General features: G+C 64.0%; 15 protein-coding genes. 8 read left to right on the plus strand and 7 right to left on the minus strand.

Translation table 11 applies throughout. From position 1 onward, the window contains the following. Positions 1 to 125: 125 nt before the first annotated feature. A complete protein-coding gene (gene greA / locus NKI52_RS08365) occupies positions 126 to 599 on the plus strand; it encodes a transcription elongation factor GreA (protein WP_352697619.1) in 474 nt (157 codons plus the stop codon). A 138-nt stretch (positions 600 to 737) separates the two neighbouring features. Here the strand turns inward: greA and waaC are convergent, their stop codons facing one another. From waaC to rfaD, 3 genes are read right to left on the minus strand one after another with little or no spacing between them, the layout of a single operon-like run. After that, a complete protein-coding gene (gene waaC / locus NKI52_RS08370; protein WP_352697621.1) occupies positions 738 to 1,712 on the minus strand; it encodes a lipopolysaccharide heptosyltransferase I in 975 nt (324 codons plus the stop codon). Then, positions 1,709 to 2,716 carry a lipopolysaccharide heptosyltransferase II gene (waaF, locus tag NKI52_RS08375; protein WP_352697623.1) on the minus strand — a complete coding sequence of 336 codons (1,008 nt, stop codon included), beginning with the start codon at positions 2,714 to 2,716 and terminating at the stop codon, positions 1,709 to 1,711. The genes waaC and waaF overlap by 4 nt, the downstream gene beginning before the upstream one ends. Further along, positions 2,689 to 3,639 carry an ADP-glyceromanno-heptose 6-epimerase gene (rfaD, locus tag NKI52_RS08380; protein ID WP_352517064.1) on the minus strand — a complete coding sequence of 317 codons (951 nt, stop codon included), beginning with the start codon at positions 3,637 to 3,639 and terminating at the stop codon, positions 2,689 to 2,691. Before rfaD ends, waaF begins: the two co-directional genes overlap by 28 nt. Before the next feature lie 177 nt (positions 3,640 to 3,816). Here rfaD and NKI52_RS08385 point away from each other — a divergent pair, with 177 nt between their 5' ends. The 3 genes from NKI52_RS08385 to NKI52_RS08395 all read left to right on the plus strand — a co-directional run bounded on the left by NKI52_RS08385 (position 3,817) and on the right by NKI52_RS08395 (position 6,650). Continuing rightward, entirely contained in the window at positions 3,817 to 4,449 is a 633-nt protein-coding gene (locus NKI52_RS08385; RefSeq protein WP_023678350.1) for a LysE family translocator, read from the plus strand. A 139-nt stretch (positions 4,450 to 4,588) separates the two neighbouring features. Next, positions 4,589 to 6,067 (plus strand): D-glycero-beta-D-manno-heptose-7-phosphate kinase, encoded by a 1,479-nt coding sequence (gene rfaE1 / locus NKI52_RS08390; protein WP_352586847.1) that lies wholly within the window; start codon positions 4,589 to 4,591, stop codon positions 6,065 to 6,067. Between the two features lie 7 nt (positions 6,068 to 6,074). After that, entirely contained in the window at positions 6,075 to 6,650 is a 576-nt protein-coding gene (locus tag NKI52_RS08395; RefSeq protein ID WP_352586848.1) for a D-sedoheptulose-7-phosphate isomerase, read from the plus strand. 283 nt (positions 6,651 to 6,933) lie between these two features. On the opposite strand, the gene NKI52_RS08400 is transcribed toward NKI52_RS08395, so the two are convergent. Continuing rightward, positions 6,934 to 7,410: an Lrp/AsnC family transcriptional regulator gene (locus NKI52_RS08400; protein ID WP_023678347.1), complete on the minus strand. Its 477-nt coding sequence runs from the start codon at positions 7,408 to 7,410 to the stop codon at positions 6,934 to 6,936. 255 nt (positions 7,411 to 7,665) lie between these two features. Here NKI52_RS08400 and trxB point away from each other — a divergent pair, with 255 nt between their 5' ends. Continuing rightward, positions 7,666 to 8,640, plus strand: a complete 975-nt coding sequence (trxB, locus tag NKI52_RS08405) for a thioredoxin-disulfide reductase (protein WP_352586850.1) — start codon at positions 7,666 to 7,668, stop codon at positions 8,638 to 8,640. A 97-nt stretch (positions 8,641 to 8,737) separates the two neighbouring features. Further along, positions 8,738 to 9,634, plus strand: a complete 897-nt coding sequence (locus NKI52_RS08410; RefSeq protein WP_023719100.1) for a LysR family transcriptional regulator — start codon at positions 8,738 to 8,740, stop codon at positions 9,632 to 9,634. 104 nt (positions 9,635 to 9,738) lie between these two features. Here NKI52_RS08410 and NKI52_RS08415 read toward each other — a convergent pair whose 3' ends face one another. Next, positions 9,739 to 10,383: a TetR/AcrR family transcriptional regulator gene (locus tag NKI52_RS08415; protein ID WP_023678344.1), complete on the minus strand. Its 645-nt coding sequence runs from the start codon at positions 10,381 to 10,383 to the stop codon at positions 9,739 to 9,741. A 121-nt stretch (positions 10,384 to 10,504) separates the two neighbouring features. Between NKI52_RS08415 and NKI52_RS08420 the strand changes: the two genes are divergently transcribed. Further along, on the plus strand, positions 10,505 to 11,257 hold the full coding sequence (locus NKI52_RS08420; protein ID WP_352697625.1) for an SDR family oxidoreductase: 753 nt from the start codon (positions 10,505 to 10,507) through the stop codon (positions 11,255 to 11,257). A 19-nt stretch (positions 11,258 to 11,276) separates the two neighbouring features. On the opposite strand, the gene NKI52_RS08425 is transcribed toward NKI52_RS08420, so the two are convergent. Continuing rightward, a complete protein-coding gene (locus tag NKI52_RS08425) occupies positions 11,277 to 11,774 on the minus strand; it encodes a methyltransferase family protein (protein WP_023678342.1) in 498 nt (165 codons plus the stop codon). A gap of 101 nt (positions 11,775 to 11,875) precedes the next feature. Here NKI52_RS08425 and NKI52_RS08430 point away from each other — a divergent pair, with 101 nt between their 5' ends. Continuing rightward, positions 11,876 to 12,079, plus strand: a complete 204-nt coding sequence (locus tag NKI52_RS08430) for a hypothetical protein (protein WP_352697627.1) — start codon at positions 11,876 to 11,878, stop codon at positions 12,077 to 12,079. Positions 12,080 to 12,593: 514 nt separating this feature from the next. Here the strand turns inward: NKI52_RS08430 and NKI52_RS08435 are convergent. Further along, on the minus strand, positions 12,594 to 14,645 hold the full coding sequence (locus NKI52_RS08435; protein WP_023678341.1) for an elongation factor G: 2,052 nt from the start codon (positions 14,643 to 14,645) through the stop codon (positions 12,594 to 12,596). Positions 14,646 to 14,663: the final 18 nt, after the last annotated feature.

A 14,663-nucleotide genomic window follows, 5' to 3' on the forward strand; every position in this document is an offset into this window, starting at 1 on the left:
GCTATATCTTGCGAAATTGTGGTGAGACGGTTCCGTTAGCCCGAGGCTGCCGGACCGTTTTCTTTTTGTACCATCGACAAGGTCGCTCCCGATTGCGGGGGCGGCGGCAGGAAAGGTCAGGCATTATGAACAAGGTCCCGATGACAGGCGAGGGGTTCGCGTCATTGAAGGAAGAACTGCGCTGGCGCCAGCAACAGGAGCGGCCGCGTATCATCGAGGCGATTTCCGAAGCGCGCTCGCATGGCGACCTATCCGAAAATGCCGAATATCACTCGGCGAAAGAGGCACAGAGCCTCAATGAGGGCCGGGTCAACGAACTCGAGGACCTGATCGCGCGGGCCGAGGTGATCGACGTCACCAAGCTCAGCGGCGACAAGGTCAAGTTCGGCGCCACCGTGGTGCTGGTCGACGAGGATACCGAGGAGAAAAAGACCTACCAGATCGTCGGCGACCAGGAAGCCGACGTGAAGTCCGGCCGCATCTCGATCTCCTCGCCGATCGCCCGCGCCCTGATCGGCAAGGAAGTCGGCGACGCCATCGAGGTCAATGCGCCAGGCGGCGCCAGGGGCTACGAGATCGTCCAGGTGCAGTTCATCTAGGACCTTTTGATAATTCTACTCTGGCGGCCGACTAGCGCGGTTTTCTGCGCTTCCGGTGCTCACGTACTTTAAGTACGCTCCGCTCCGGTTCTCGAAAACCACGCTATTCGACTCGCCAGAGCGAATTCTGAAAAGGTCCTATGCAGCGCCTTGTAATTTAAGCGCCAGCAATCTCTCGGCTTCCGCCATCACCTCCGGCGGCGTGACGCTGCGGCCAGGCGCGGCCAGTAGCGTCGATGAGAACGGCCCGCGCGGGCCGGTCAGGCCAGGCTCGGTAGCGAGGAATATCGCCACCGTCGGCAGGCCGAAAGCGCTGGCGAGATGGGTCAGGCCGGTGTCGGCGCCGATGACCAGCGCCGAGCCGCCGATGACGGCGGCGATCTCGGCTAGCGGCGACCTGGGAACCACCACGGTTTGCGAAATGGCGCGGGCGATCGCCTCGGCAACCGCCTGTTCCCGATCGTTCGACCAGGTGGTGACCGGCGTTATTCCCTTGTCCACCAGCAGGCGAGCGGTTTCGATCCAGTCCGCGACCGGCCATTTCTTGTCCTCGCGGCTGGTGCCGTGCAGCAGGAAGGCGGTCTTTTCACCGGCAAAAGTCGATCTTCCGGCTGGCGGCGCGATACCCGATTCAAGCCTGGAAAAATCCGGCTCGTAGCCGAGCGCCAGCCCGAACAGGCGTCTCGTGCGCTCGATGGCATGCAGGCCGCGCGGCACGGCGTAGCGATGGCCATAAAACAGGCTCGCCGAAGGCTCGCGGGCGCTCGAACGGTCGAAACCGGCGATCGGCGCTGCCGCCAGCCGCGCCACCAGCGCCGATTTCAGCAAGCCTTGCGCATCGAGAACGAGGTCGTAGCGGCAATCGCGCAAGGCGCGGCGCAAGCCGATCACTTCCCGCCATGTGCCGGGCTGAAGCAGCTTCCTGCGCCAGCGCCGGATCGCCACGCTGTGGATGGTTTGGATGGCTGGATGCAGCGCCACGATGCCGGCAAATGCCTCTTCGACACACCAGTCGAAGGAGATATCCGGCCGAGCGCGGCGCGCGTCCTCGATCGCCGGGAAGGTATGGATGACGTCGCCCATGGACGATGTCTTGACGATCAGCACTTTCATGCGGCGGCCGGCATTTCCAGCAGCCGCTCCGCCGCCGCCACGACGCGTTCGACCTCCAACGTCTTCAGGCAGTTGAGATGACCGAGTGGGCAGGTCTTCTTGTGGCAGGGCGAACAGGACAGGCCAAGCCAGACCAATTCGCGGCGCTCGGCGAGCGGCGGCGTGTTCTGCGGCGAGGTCGAGCCGTAGACGGCGACGACCGGCGTGCCGACGGCGGCGGCGACATGCATCAGCCCGCTGTCGTTGGAGACGGCAAGCCTCGCCGCCGCGATCAGGTCGATGGCATCCTCGAGCCGCGTCTGGCCGGCAAGATCGACGGCGCCCGGAGCCAGCGCGGCGATTTCAGCCGTTACCTCGGCGTCGTTCTTCGATCCGAACAGCGCCACGCCAAATCCTTTCGCCATCATCTCGCGGGCGAGCCCGGCATAGTGTTCGCTCGGCCAGCGCTTGGCCGGACCGAATTCGGCGCCGGGCATGAGTGCCACGAATTTCCCCCCCGTCAGCCCGAAACGGCCGAGCAGTGCTGCCTGGTTGGCTTGATCGACGGCAAGCTTCGGCGCCTGGAAGGCGCCACCACGGGCAAGGCTGAAGTAGGCCTGCGCGGTGCGCCGTTTCAGGCGATCGGGCAAGGGCACGATGTCGGTCAGCAGCCCATAGCGCATTTCCTTGAGATGGCCGACGCGGCGCGGAATGCCGGCAAAGAACGGGATCAGCGCCGACTTCCAGCTTCCCGGCAGGACAAAGGCCATGTCGTAGCGGCCGCGCAGCAGGCGGCCGAAGCGCCTTCGGACGCGGAATTCGAACGCGCCGGATTGCAGCGGCAGGTCGATCTGCTGGCGGATTTCGGGCATGCGCTTGACCAGGGGTGCTGCCCACGCCGGCGCCAGCACGTCGATGGCGGCGTTGGGATGAAGCTCCTTCAGCGCCTGGAACAGGCACTGCGCCATGACCATGTCGCCCACCCAGCGTGGGCCGATCACGAGGATCGTTGGGCTTTCAGCCATTCGACATAATCTCTGACGCCGGTTTCCACTGTGCGGAACTGGCCGTTGTAACCGGCTGCGCGCAAGCGGGACATATCAGCTTGCGTAAAGCTCTGGTAGCTGCCCTTGAGGTGGTCGGGAAACTCGATGAATTCGATCTGGCCCTTGCCGAGCGTATCGATCACCGTCTCGGCAATGGCGCGGAACGGCTGGGCCTTGCCTGTGCCGCAGTTGAAGATGCCGCTCGAGCCGCGTTTCCACAGCCACAGATTGACGTCGGCGACATCGCCGACATGGATGAAATCGCGGCTCTGTTCGCCGGGCCCGAAACCACCATAGGCGCCGAACAGTTTCGGGTTCTGGCCTTGCTCGACCTGGTTGAACAGATGGAAGGCGACCGAGGCCATGGCGCCCTTATGCGCCTCGCGCGGTCCGTAGACGTTGAAATAACGCAGGCCCGCCACCGGCGAGTGGTCGGTATCGAAGACAGTGCGGCGGACATAGTCGTCGAACAGTTTTTTCGAATAGGCATAGACGTTCAGTGGGCGCTCGTATTGCGGCTCCTCGCGGAACTCGGCGCCGCTGCCATAGACGGAAGCGGACGAGGCATAGAGGAAGGGCAAGCGCAGGGCCAGGCAGGCGTGCAGCAGGCGCTTCGAATAGGCGTAGTTGACCTCCATCATGAACTTGCCGTTCCATTCGGTGGTGGTCGAGCAGGCGCCCTGGTGGAAGACGGCCTCGATGCGGCCGAGGTCGCCGGCCTCCATCCGCGCCAGAAAATCGTCCTTGTCGAGATAATCGGCGATCTCGAGATCGGCGAGGTTGGCGATCTTGTGGCCGTCGGTGAGGTCGTCGACGACGAGGATGTCGCTGAAACCCTCGGCGTTGAGCGCGGCGACGATGTTGGAACCGATCATGCCGGCGCCGCCCGTGACGATGATCATGAAAGCCTCTGGTACCTTGTGCCGGTTGTAGCCCTTGTGGGATTCTGGCCTTATAGGGGAGGCGGGCCGGGCTGTCGACAAAGCAGGTGGCGGGGCGGCCGGATGAGCGCCACAGTGCCGCCGCAAAGCTCTCGCTTCAGTCGGTGACCACCGGCGAAGCGTGACAGGAGCAAGGTAATGCCGTCAACCGAACTGCTTGTCGCCTTTTTCGCCACCACGGCGATCTTCGCCTATATCCCCGGTCCCGCCATGCTCTATGCCGCCGCGCAAACCATGGCGCGCGGCCGCTGGTCCGGGCTGATGGCGGCGCTCGGCATCCATCTCGGCGGCTACGTTCATGTCTTCGCCGCCGCTGTCGGCCTGTCGGTGCTTTTCCATGCCGTGCCGGTGCTTTACATGGCGGTCAAGCTGGTCGGTGCGCTGTATCTGGTCTGGCTCGGTGTTTCTTTGTTTCGCGCCAAGGCGCAAGGCGACGTTGTCTTGCCGGGAATTCAGCCGAAATCCGCCCGCCGCGCGTTTTTGGAGAGCGTTGCCGTCGAGGTGCTCAACCCGAAAACGGCGATTTTCTTCATGGCGTTCCTGCCGCAATTCATCGATGCCTCGGCAGCGTTTCCGGTCTGGCTGCAGTTCGTCGTGCTTGGAACGATCGTCAATTTGATGTTCTCGTCGGCCGACATTGTTTGCGTGATACTGGCCGGCGCGGTGATCGCCAGGCTGCGGCAGTCGAGCCGGGCGCAGCGCCTGATGCGGCGCGCCGGCGGTGCGGTGCTTGTCGGACTGGGCGTGCATGTCGCGTTGCAGAAAAGCTGACGCACTGTCTCGCCGCGGCGATCGGTCGAAGGCCTGCCGTTGCGTCGGCTGAAATTGCGGTATATCGGCATCGCCATGAACGGCCGGCCCTGCCCATCGAATTTCCCGTCACCGAAAATCGGCCCTCCCACGCGTTGACATGATCAAGCTGCCCTCTCCCGAACCCCTTCACCGCGCCATCTCGCGCTTCGGCAGCGCCACTGTGCTGGTGGTCGGCGATTTCATCCTCGACCGTTTCGTCAACGGCGTGATCGAGCGCATTTCGCCGGAAGCGCCGATCCCCGTGCTGCACGGGCGCGGCGAAACGCTGGCGATGGGCGGCGCCGGTAATGTCGTCGCCAACATCGTTTCGCTCGGCGCTGCCGTCATACCGGTCTCGGTGATCGGCGCTGACAAGGCCGGCAAGAACCTCATGCGCATGCTCGGCGAATTTGGCGTCGACACCGGCGGGCTGGCGCAGGATGCCGATCGCATGACGTCGTCCAAAAGCCGATTCAGCGCGCTCAACCAGCAGGTGCTGCGTTTCGACGAAGAGGAAATCAAGCCGCTGGGCGATGCCGAGCGCGCGACATTGGTCGGGCATTTTCGCGAAGCGCTGGCGCGCGCCGACATCGTCATCCTGTCCGACTATGGCAAGGGCGTGCTGCTCGACGGCGCCGCCGGCGAGCTGATCTCGATCTGTCGGGAAGCGGGCAAGCCGGTGCTGGTCGACCCGAAGGGCCGCGACTATGCGCGTTATGCCGGCGCGACGGCAATCACGCCCAACCGCAAGGAACTCGGCGAGGCGGTCGGCCGCGCAGTGTTTGCCGACGACGAAATCGAGGCGGCGGCGCGCCAGCTGATTTCGGCGCACGGTTTCGATTTCGTCGTCGCGACGCGCAGCGAAAAGGGCATGAGCGTCATCGGTGCGGACGACGCCCGCCATATCGCCACGCAGGCGCGCGAAGTGTTCGACGTTTCGGGCGCCGGCGACACGGTGATCGCGACGTTTGCACTGGGACTTGCAGCAGGCGCCGACCGCGTCATGGCCGGATCGATCGCCAACGCCGCCGGCGGCGTTGTCGTCGGCAAGCGCGGCACGGCGCGGCTGACGATCGAGGAACTCACCGGTGCGCTGTTTCGCTCGCATGGTCCGGTCGCCCACTTGGATGCGATCCTCGATGCCGCCGCCGCCGCGCGGCTGGTGGCGGGCTGGAAAGACGAGGGCTTGAGCGTCGGCTTCACCAATGGCTGTTTCGATATCCTGCATGCCGGCCATGTCAGCCTGTTGCATGCGGCCCGCAGCCAGTGCGATCGGCTGGTGCTCGGCCTCAACAGCGATGCCTCGGTGCGCCGGCTGAAAGGGCCGGGGCGCCCGGTCAACGACCAGCATGACCGGGCCTGCGTGCTGGCAGCACTTGCCTCGGTCGACGCCGTCGTCATCTTCGAGGAGGATACGCCGCTTTCGCTGATCGAGGCGCTGAGCCCCGACATACTGGTCAAGGGTGCCGACTATACGGTCGATCAGGTGGTTGGCGCCGATGTCGTGCAGAAGGCCGGCGGGCGCGTCGTGCTGGTCGACCTCGTCGCCGGCAAGAGCACGACCGGCACTATCGGCAGGTTGCGCGCCGGGAACTGAGGGTTTCATGTCCGAACTGAACGATTACCTGGCCCGCTCGGCGGCCGCGATTTCGGCGATGGTCGAGCGCGACCTGACCAGCGAGATGGAGCGGGCGGTCAGCGCCGTCGTCGCCGCGCTTTCGCAGGGCAAGGCGCTGCTGATAGCAGGCAATGGCGGTTCGGCCAGCGACGCCATCCATATCGCCGGCGAGCTGGTCGGCCGCTTCCTCAGGGAGCGCAAGGCCTACAACGTCATCGCGCTGCCGGCCAACGCGGCGGTGCTGACCGCCTGGGGCAATGATTACGGCTTCGACACGGTGTTTGCGCGCCAGGTCGAGGCGCATGGTTCGGCGGGCGCCGTGCTGCTCGCCATCTCGACCAGCGGCAATTCGCCAAGCATCCTCGCCGCCGCCCAACAGGCGCGCATGATGGGCATGACGGTGGTCAGCCTGACCGGCGACACCGGCGGCAAGCTGAAGCCGCTCTCCGACATCCTGCTCAATGTACCCTCGACCTCGACGCCGATCATCCAGCAGGGGCATTTGTGCCTCTACCACCATTTGTGCGAAATGGTCGAAACGCGCCTCTGCGACGCAGGGTGATTGCGCCAGGCCGGGTAGAGGCCGTCAATTGTCAACGGGGAGAAGGGACTAGCCGCAACGCTGGCGACCCCTCTCCCCGTCCTTCACGGGGAGAGGGGTCGGTGAGGGGCAGCCCTAGCCTGTAGCGATTATTATTTGACGCATAGCCACATTTTGTTCTTGCTTTGTGCCGGCAGCTATGCTACTAATTTCGGTATGGTGATGATTTCCACCGACGATCCCGCCCGCCGAGGCGGGTTTTTTGTTTCCGGGTTTTTGTTTCGCAGCCGCTTTGCCTGCTCTCTTAAGCCGAAAACGCCACCAGCCCTTCGTCTTTGACCCGGCGGATGGTCAGCGCGGTTCGCACCGTATCGACATTGGGGGCCGAGGCCAGTTCCTCGATGACGAAGGTCTGGAAGGTGCCGAGATCGCTCGCCACGCAATGTAGCAGGAAATCGGACTCGCCCGACACCATCCAGGCGTCGCGCACGATCGGCCAGCCGCGGGTGCGCTCGGCAAAGGTCTTGAGTTCGGCGTCGGCCTGGTGATGCAGGCCGATCAGACAGAAGGCGACGACGTCGAGGCCGAGCGCCGGAGCGTTGAGCAAAGCGCGGTAGCCGCGGATGATGCCGGCCTCTTCCAGCCGCCTGACGCGGCGCAGGCACGGCGGCGCCGAAATGCCGACGCGGCTCGACAGTTCGACATTGGTCATGCGTCCGTCCTGCTGAAGCTCGCGCAGGATCTTCCAGTCGATGGCATCGAGATCGGCCTTGATCGGCATGGTGGCTTCCGTGATGACGCGAAAGAATCTTTCGCGACTTTGTAATTAAACGACTTTGCTGTCTATTCCATCCGCTGGATCGAGGATTTTTGCATCATCTTGCTGCGGGTTGCTTGTCGCCGTCGCCGGCGCCGAAGCTTTCCGGGGACGAACGGCAACTTGCCTTGCTCGCGTCGCAGGCAACACTTACATTACGCGCAACAATCGACGAGAGTTCATGCCACAATCCATGGCTGCTCCCCGCAGAGGTTTTTCATGATCACCAAGCATGCGCCTGTTCTCATCATCGGCTCCGGCCCCGCCGGCTATACGGCGGCGATCTATGCCGCCCGCGCCATGCTCAAGCCGATGCTGGTCGCCGGCCTGCAGCAGGGCGGGCAACTGATGATCACCACCGATGTCGAAAACTATCCGGGCTTCGCCGAACCGATCCAGGGTCCATGGCTGATGAGCGAGATGCTCAGGCAGGCCGAGCATGTCGGCACCGACATCGTCAACGACATCATCACCGAAGTCGACCTCAACGTGCGGCCGTTCCGCGCCAAGGGCGATTCCGGCACGATCTATACCGCCGACGCGCTGATCATCGCCACCGGCGCGCAGGCGAAATGGCTGGGCATCCCGAGCGAACGGACCTTCATGGGATTTGGCGTTTCGGCCTGCGCCACCTGCGACGGCTTCTTCTATCGCGGCAAGGATGTCGCGGTGATCGGCGGCGGCAATTCGGCGGTGGAGGAAGCGCTCTATCTCTCCAACCTGGCCAAGAGCGTCACCGTCATCCACAGGCGCAGCGATTTCCGCGCCGAGCGCATCCTGCGCGAGCGGCTGCTGCGGAAAGATAATATCCGCGTCATCTGGGACGCGGTGGTCGACGAGATCACCGGCAGGCCCGGCAAGGCGCCGCTGCCGCCATCGGTCGAAGGGCTGAAGCTGCGCAACGTGGTGACCGGGCAGGAGATGCATCTGGTGGTCGACGGCGTGTTCGTGGCGATCGGCCACGCGCCGGCGGTCGAGCTGTTTGCCGGCAAGCTGAAGCAAAAGCCGAACGGCTATCTGTGGACGGCGCCGGATTCGACCCGCACCGATATGCCGGGCGTGTTCGCCGCCGGCGACGTGACCGACGATATCTACCGCCAGGCGGTGACGGCGGCCGGGCTCGGCTGCATGGCCGCGCTCGAGGCGGAAAAATATCTGGCGGGGATCGAGGTTCACCGCGAAGCGGCGGAGTGAATGTTGAACAAGCGGCTGAGAAAAGCCGCGCAAAAGCCTGATTTTTCATTCAGACGCCAAAACAGGCGGACGCCAGAAAACAGGACGAGGGGAAATCATGGCGTTGGATTGGGACAAGCTACGCGTGTTTCACGCCGCAGCGGAAGCGGGGTCGTTCACCCATGCCGCGGAAACACTGCATTTGTCGCAATCGGCGATCTCGCGGCAGGTCAGCGCGCTCGAGCATGACGTCGGCGTGCCGCTGTTCAATCGCCATGCCCGCGGCCTGGTGCTGACCGAGCAGGGCGAGATGCTGTTCCGCACGGCACACGACGTGCTGATGAAGCTCGAAACCATCAAATCGCGACTGACCGAAACCAAGGACCGGCCCTCCGGCGTGCTCAGGGTGACGACGACGGTCGGCCTCGGCGCAGGCTGGCTGACCGAGCGCGTGCAAGAGTTCATCGAGCTCTATCCCGAGGTCAGCCTGCAGCTCATCCTGGCCAATGAGGAGCTCGACCTCACCATGCGCCAGGCCGACTGCGCCATCCGGCTGCGCCAGCCGCAGCAGCCCGACCTCATCCAGCGCCGCCTGTTCACCGTGCATTTCCATCTCTACGCGGCGCCCTCCTATGTGAACAAATACGGCAAGCCGAATTCGATTGCCGAGCTGAAGGCCCATCGTATCGTCACCTTCGGCGTGCCGGTGCCGGCGCATCTGTCGGAACTGAACTGGCTGGAAACGGTCGGCGATTTCGAAGGCGGGCAAAGGGTGCCGACGCTGCAGATCAACGACATATTGTCGATCAAGCGGGCGGTGCAGGGCGGCGCCGGCATCGCCATGCTGCCGGATTACGTGGTCAGCAAGGATTCCGGGCTAGTGCAGTTGCTGCCCGAGACCGAAGTGCCGTCCTTCGATACCTATTTCGCCTATCCCGACGCGATGAAGAACCAGGCGAAGCTGCATGTCTTCCGCGATTTCATCATCGCCAAGGCGCGCAGCTGGTCGTTCTGATTTAATGCATGTCGCGCAAAAGTGTGCAGCGGTTTTGCGATAACGACATGCATCAAACAAGAACCTAAAGCGCGTCGCATCAGGTCGGTCGAACGCAACGCGCTTTAGGAACGCGTATCCGCCAGCGTGCTGGCGCCGTAGCGCAAACCGTCGACCAGCAGGGCAACCATGCGCCGCGCCTGGGCAGGGCCGCCGCCATGTGCCGGCATGGCAAGGCTGGCGGCCGCCCCCAACAGATCGCCCGGCTCGATATCGGCGCGCACCTCGCCGGCCGCGGCCGCTGCCTCCAGCAATGTTTGGAGCGCGGGCCGGAGCCGTTGGTTGAAATAGGCAGGCAAAGTGTCGAAGGCCGGATTGCCTGAGTACAAGGCTGCCGCGAGGCCGCGTTTTGCCGTGATGAAATCCACATAGCGCTGCATCCACAGGGCCAGCGCTTCACCGGGCTCATGCTTTCCGGCCAGGATCGGCGCGGCGTCCGCACAGGCGTCAACCTCGTTGCGGAAGACGGCCACGATCAAGTCCGAGCGCTGTGGAAAGTGGCGGTAGACGGTGCCGACGCCGACGCCAGCCTTTTCCGCGATCTCTCGCACCGGAGCCTCCACGCCGGAGGTCGCGAACACCGCCATGGCCGCCCGGAGCAACGCGTCGATGTTGCGCCGTGCGTCGGCGCGCACGTGCCGATCCGCGCGGTCGCGGGGTTCCAGACTATCGCCTTGATCCGTTTTGCCGTTCGGCGTTTTTTCGCCCATCAAATTACCTCTTGCAAACGGAACCTTGTTCCGGATATATGTGGAACGTGGTTCCGTTTGACTTGTATCTAGCACGGCAAGGCGGTGTTGGCCACACATCGGTGCACAAAAGGAGATTACCATGCAGGACAAACCCGTCGCCCTGGTCACCGGGGCCAACAAGGGCATCGGTCTTCAGATCGCCAAGGACCTCGCGGCGAACGGCCTTACCGTGCTCGTAGGATCGCGCAGGCTCGAGCATGCCGAGGCAGCCGCAAAGAGCATCGGAGAGGATGCCCACGCCCTGCAGCTCGACGTCACCGACCAGGCCTCGATCGCCGCCGCGGCAGAGCGCATCCGCATCGAAATCGGCCGCCTCGATGTGCTGGTGAACAATGCCGGCATCTCCCACGCGGGAAAGCCCGGCACGTTGTTCGAGGAGATCATCAACTCGGGCCGCCCGAGTGTTGCCTCTCTCGACGACGTACGCGCGGTGTTCGAGACGAACGTGTTTGGCATCGTCGCCGTCACGCAAGCGATGCTGCGGCTCCTTCGTGAGGCGCCGGCGGCGCGTATCGTCAACGTATCGAGCGGCGCCGGCTCGCTGACATTGAACGCGGATCCGGCCTTTCCGTACCGCGCTTCGTTTGGCGCCGTTTACAACCCGTCGAAGACGGCCGTCAACGCGATGACGCTCGCCTTCGCCATCGAGCTCGAGGAGACCGGCATCAAGGTCAACGCTGCGTGCCCGGGCTACACCGCGACGGAGCTGAACAACTTCGAAGGTCCGCGCACCGTCGAACAGGCCGCGCGGGAGCCCGTGCGCCTCGCGCTTCTCGACGCGAGCGGTCCGACGGGCACGTTCTCGAACGAGGACGGCCCGCTGCCGTGGTGACGTAGCGTTGGAGCCTGCTTCAGCCGCGCCAAGGTGTCAGGCGGGGCAGCCAGCCTGGTACGGCACGGCGGTAGGCCTCGTATTCGTCGCCGTAGCGGCGGGCAAGCGTCGGTTCCTCATATAGTCTCACGAAGGAGATCATGGCGGCCGCGGCGATGACTAGATAGGCGGCGACCGTCCAGCTCGAAAACAGCAGTGCCTGGCCGAGGACGATCGACAGCACGGCGACGTACATCGGATTGCGCACATGGCGGTAGATGCCGCCGACGACCAGCCTTTCGGTCGGCGCGACCGGGGCGGGGGTACCCAGGCCCTCTAGGGCAAACCGGGCAAAGGCGTGCAGCAGTATGGCTGTGCCGGCGACAACCAGCAGCCAGCCCACAGGAACGAAACCGGGCAGTCTCGACCAGGGCAGGCGATAGCGATCGGTCAGCAGCCAAGGCAACAGCCCGGCGACCACGCCGGGCGCTACAGCAAGGAAGATGACGCTGCCGGCGATCGCCGAAGTGGCTCGCATATAGCTCTCCTTACGGGCGCGGCCTTGAACGGTCTCCTGCAACGCGCTTCAGGTCTTGTCCGGCATGTAACCCAAACCGCTGCACCCTCAGGTCAAGCTCGATGGCGGGCTTTTGGGCGGCATGCACCAGCAAGGTCTGGCTGCCGAAAAAACAAACGCGTGCTGCACGATTCCACGTCATCCTGCGTTTTTCGACTTTCCGAGCAGGAATCGCTGCTGATTCGCTGCCGCGGATCGATTTTTGCCTTGCCGTAGGCTGTATTTCAGCGATTCAACTGGTCCTATTGCGCTTCGGGACGGATTAGACCACAGCCGGCGCCTTTTTGCATGTGAGTGTTGCAAAATAGATGCTTGTTTCTTGGGCATGAAGAGCACATATATAGATCATCTCCTGAGCGCGTTCTCCTCCCATTAGCGCTCTCGAGTGTTCCCCTCTGGAGGTTAGCCTTAACAGGCACTTCCAATCAAACTCAGCCGGGTCTTCATTGATCCGGCTTTTTTGTTGCCCGAAACCAACACATCGCCAGAAAATCGGCCGGAGCGGTCGCGTAACAGTGACATGTAACCTCGGGTAACATGCCGCGGGCGCGCCAAATCGATTAAGCAGAGCACAGGACGCGGTGTGGCTCGTCCGGGGGATGGGGGCATCACTCGGACGACCCGGGCTCAGGCAGCTACCGCGTCCGAACCTTCCTCCGCCGCCAGGCACCGGCGGCAAGCATGCGGCGGACCTGCCGTTTCGCCTCCCACGAAGACGGTCCGCAAGAAACGGCGCCCGGATCATCCGGGCGCCGTTTCCTGTTGGGCCGCAAAGGCAGATCAGGCGGCCTTGCCGTTGGCGTTCAGCGCTTCGTCGGCCAACCGGCCGGTGAGTTCGGCCATGTGGTCGAAGACGGCCCGGTAGCTGGCGACACCCGCCGTGGCCGAGCGCAGCTCGATGATGAGGTCGCCGATCTCGGCTTGCGGCATGGTCGCCTCGACGACGTCCCATCCGGGCCAGTCGGGCCGCGCGTCGTAGCCGAGGATCTGGCCGCGCCGCTGCGGGATCAGAGCGATGATCTTCGACGTCGCATCCGACGGCGTGACGATCTCGACCTTCATCACCGGCTCGAGCAGCACCGGCGAGCACGCGGCCATGCCTTCCTTCATCGCCAGCTTCGCTGCCATCTGGAAGGCCATGTCGGAGGAATCGACCGCATGGTAGGAGCCGTCGGAAAGGTTGACGGCAACATCGACGACCGGGAAGCCGAGCGGGCCGGATTTCAGGTAATCGCGCACGCCGGTCTCGACCGACTGGATGTAGGTCTTCGGCACGACGCCGCCGGTGATCGTATCGGTGAACTGGAAGCCTGACCCGCGCGGCAGCGGTTTGATCTCAATCACGACGTCGCCGAACTGGCCGTGGCCGCCTGATTGTTTCTTGTGGCGGCCGCGCTGCTGCGTCGCTTTGCGGATCGTCTCGCGGTAGGGCACGGCCGGCACATGGCCTTCGACCGGGATCTGGTTCTTGCCTTCCAGCCGCTCGCGCACGACGCGCAGATGCATCTCGCCATGGCCGGACAGCACGGTTTCGGCCGAATCCTGGTTGTGATGCAGGTTGAGCGAGGGATCTTCCTCGGCCAGGCGCTGGATGGCCGCCGACATCTTGACCTCGTCCTTGCGCTCTTTCGGCCGCAGCGCGAAGGCGAAGACCGGTTGCGGCGGCGCCAGCGTGACCAGCGGCTGGATGCCGCCCTTGGTCGAGCTCAGCGTCTGGCCGGTCCTGACGGCGTCCAGCTTGCCGAGCGCGACCGTGTCGCCGGCCTTGGCCGAAGTCAGCTTGACCTGGTCCTTGCCGAGCATCTTGTAGATGCCGGAGACCTTTGCCGTTTCGCCATTGGAAAGGAACAGCTCGGCGGCGTCGGCGACCTGGCCGGACAGGATGCGCGACACAGACAGCTTGCCGCCATGCGCGGTGTGGATGGTCTTCATCACCTGGACCACGGTGGCATTGCCATCGAGAGCGCCGAGGCGCTGGCGCGTCGCCTCGATGTCGGGTGCGTCGTGACGGATCGCCTTCAACAGGCGCAGCACGCCATTGCCCTTCTCGGCGGTGCCGATCAGCACCGGCGTCACCATGCCGTCGCGCAGGTCGGCGGCAAGATCGTCGAAGATCGCATCCTTCGGCGGTTCGATCTCGTCCAGCAATTGCTCCATCAGCCGGTCGTCATGGTCGGCGAGCGTCTCCAGCATGGAAAAGCGCGCCTCGAGCTCGCGCGCCTTGTCGTCGCTCGGGATCTGGGCGACCTCGCTCTCGGCATATTCGCGGTAGATGTAGGCACGCTCCAGAGCGAGGTCGATCGAGCCGATGACGACGCCGTCCTTGCGCAGCGGGATCTGGCGCAGCAGCAATGGCACCGAGCTTGCCGGCTGCAGCATCTTCAGCGTGTCGCGCACACCTGCTATCGCCTTGTCGACCTTGTTCAGGAACAGCATGCGCGGCACGCCGAGATCGTCGAGCTTGCGCATGATCAGCTGCAGGGCAGGGATCTTCTTCTCGTCGGCCTCGGCAACGACCACGGCGACGTCGCAGGCGGCCAGCACCGGCTCGGCTTCGAAGGAGAATTCGATGGAGCCGGGACAATCGACGAAGGTGAACGGCTCGCCCATGAAATCGGTGGTGGCGAAGGTCGCCTCGACGCTCATGCCGTGAGCGCGCGCCTCGGGCGAATGATCGGAAACGGTATTTCCGGACGAAACGGGATTCTGGCGGGGAATGGCGCCTGTACGGGCGAGTATGGCTTCGAGAAGTGTCGTCTTACCGCTTGCGAAGGGACCGACTATGGCAATGCATTTCGGTCCCGTGCGTCGTCCTCCGGCGCGAGTACCCATGGCTGACCTCCACTCAGG

Origin of the sequence: Mesorhizobium sp. M0590, assembly GCF_040320905.1 — a bacterium.
In the GTDB taxonomy this organism is placed as follows: Bacteria; Pseudomonadota; Alphaproteobacteria; order Rhizobiales; family Rhizobiaceae; genus Mesorhizobium.

Excerpts from the sequence above, each read along its gene's own strand:
- greA (WP_352697619.1), top strand. The coding sequence starts at position 126 with ATGAACAAGGTCCCGATGACAGGCGAGGGGTTCGCGTCATTGAAGGAA.
- waaC (WP_352697621.1), bottom strand. The coding sequence starts at position 1,712 with ATGAAAGTGCTGATCGTCAAGACATCGTCCATGGGCGACGTCATCCAT.
- waaF (WP_352697623.1), bottom strand. The coding sequence starts at position 2,716 with ATGGCTGAAAGCCCAACGATCCTCGTGATCGGCCCACGCTGGGTGGGC.
- rfaD (WP_352517064.1), bottom strand. The coding sequence starts at position 3,639 with ATGATCATCGTCACGGGCGGCGCCGGCATGATCGGTTCCAACATCGTC.
- NKI52_RS08385 (WP_023678350.1), top strand. The coding sequence starts at position 3,817 with ATGCCGTCAACCGAACTGCTTGTCGCCTTTTTCGCCACCACGGCGATC.
- rfaE1 (WP_352586847.1), top strand. The coding sequence starts at position 4,589 with ATGATCAAGCTGCCCTCTCCCGAACCCCTTCACCGCGCCATCTCGCGC.
- NKI52_RS08395 (WP_352586848.1), top strand. The coding sequence starts at position 6,075 with ATGTCCGAACTGAACGATTACCTGGCCCGCTCGGCGGCCGCGATTTCG.
- NKI52_RS08400 (WP_023678347.1), bottom strand. The coding sequence starts at position 7,410 with ATGCCGATCAAGGCCGATCTCGATGCCATCGACTGGAAGATCCTGCGC.
- trxB (WP_352586850.1), top strand. The coding sequence starts at position 7,666 with ATGATCACCAAGCATGCGCCTGTTCTCATCATCGGCTCCGGCCCCGCC.
- NKI52_RS08410 (WP_023719100.1), top strand. The coding sequence starts at position 8,738 with ATGGCGTTGGATTGGGACAAGCTACGCGTGTTTCACGCCGCAGCGGAA.
- NKI52_RS08415 (WP_023678344.1), bottom strand. The coding sequence starts at position 10,383 with ATGGGCGAAAAAACGCCGAACGGCAAAACGGATCAAGGCGATAGTCTG.
- NKI52_RS08420 (WP_352697625.1), top strand. The coding sequence starts at position 10,505 with ATGCAGGACAAACCCGTCGCCCTGGTCACCGGGGCCAACAAGGGCATC.
- NKI52_RS08425 (WP_023678342.1), bottom strand. The coding sequence starts at position 11,774 with ATGCGAGCCACTTCGGCGATCGCCGGCAGCGTCATCTTCCTTGCTGTA.
- NKI52_RS08430 (WP_352697627.1), top strand. The coding sequence starts at position 11,876 with ATGGCGGGCTTTTGGGCGGCATGCACCAGCAAGGTCTGGCTGCCGAAA.
- NKI52_RS08435 (WP_023678341.1), bottom strand. The coding sequence starts at position 14,645 with ATGGGTACTCGCGCCGGAGGACGACGCACGGGACCGAAATGCATTGCC.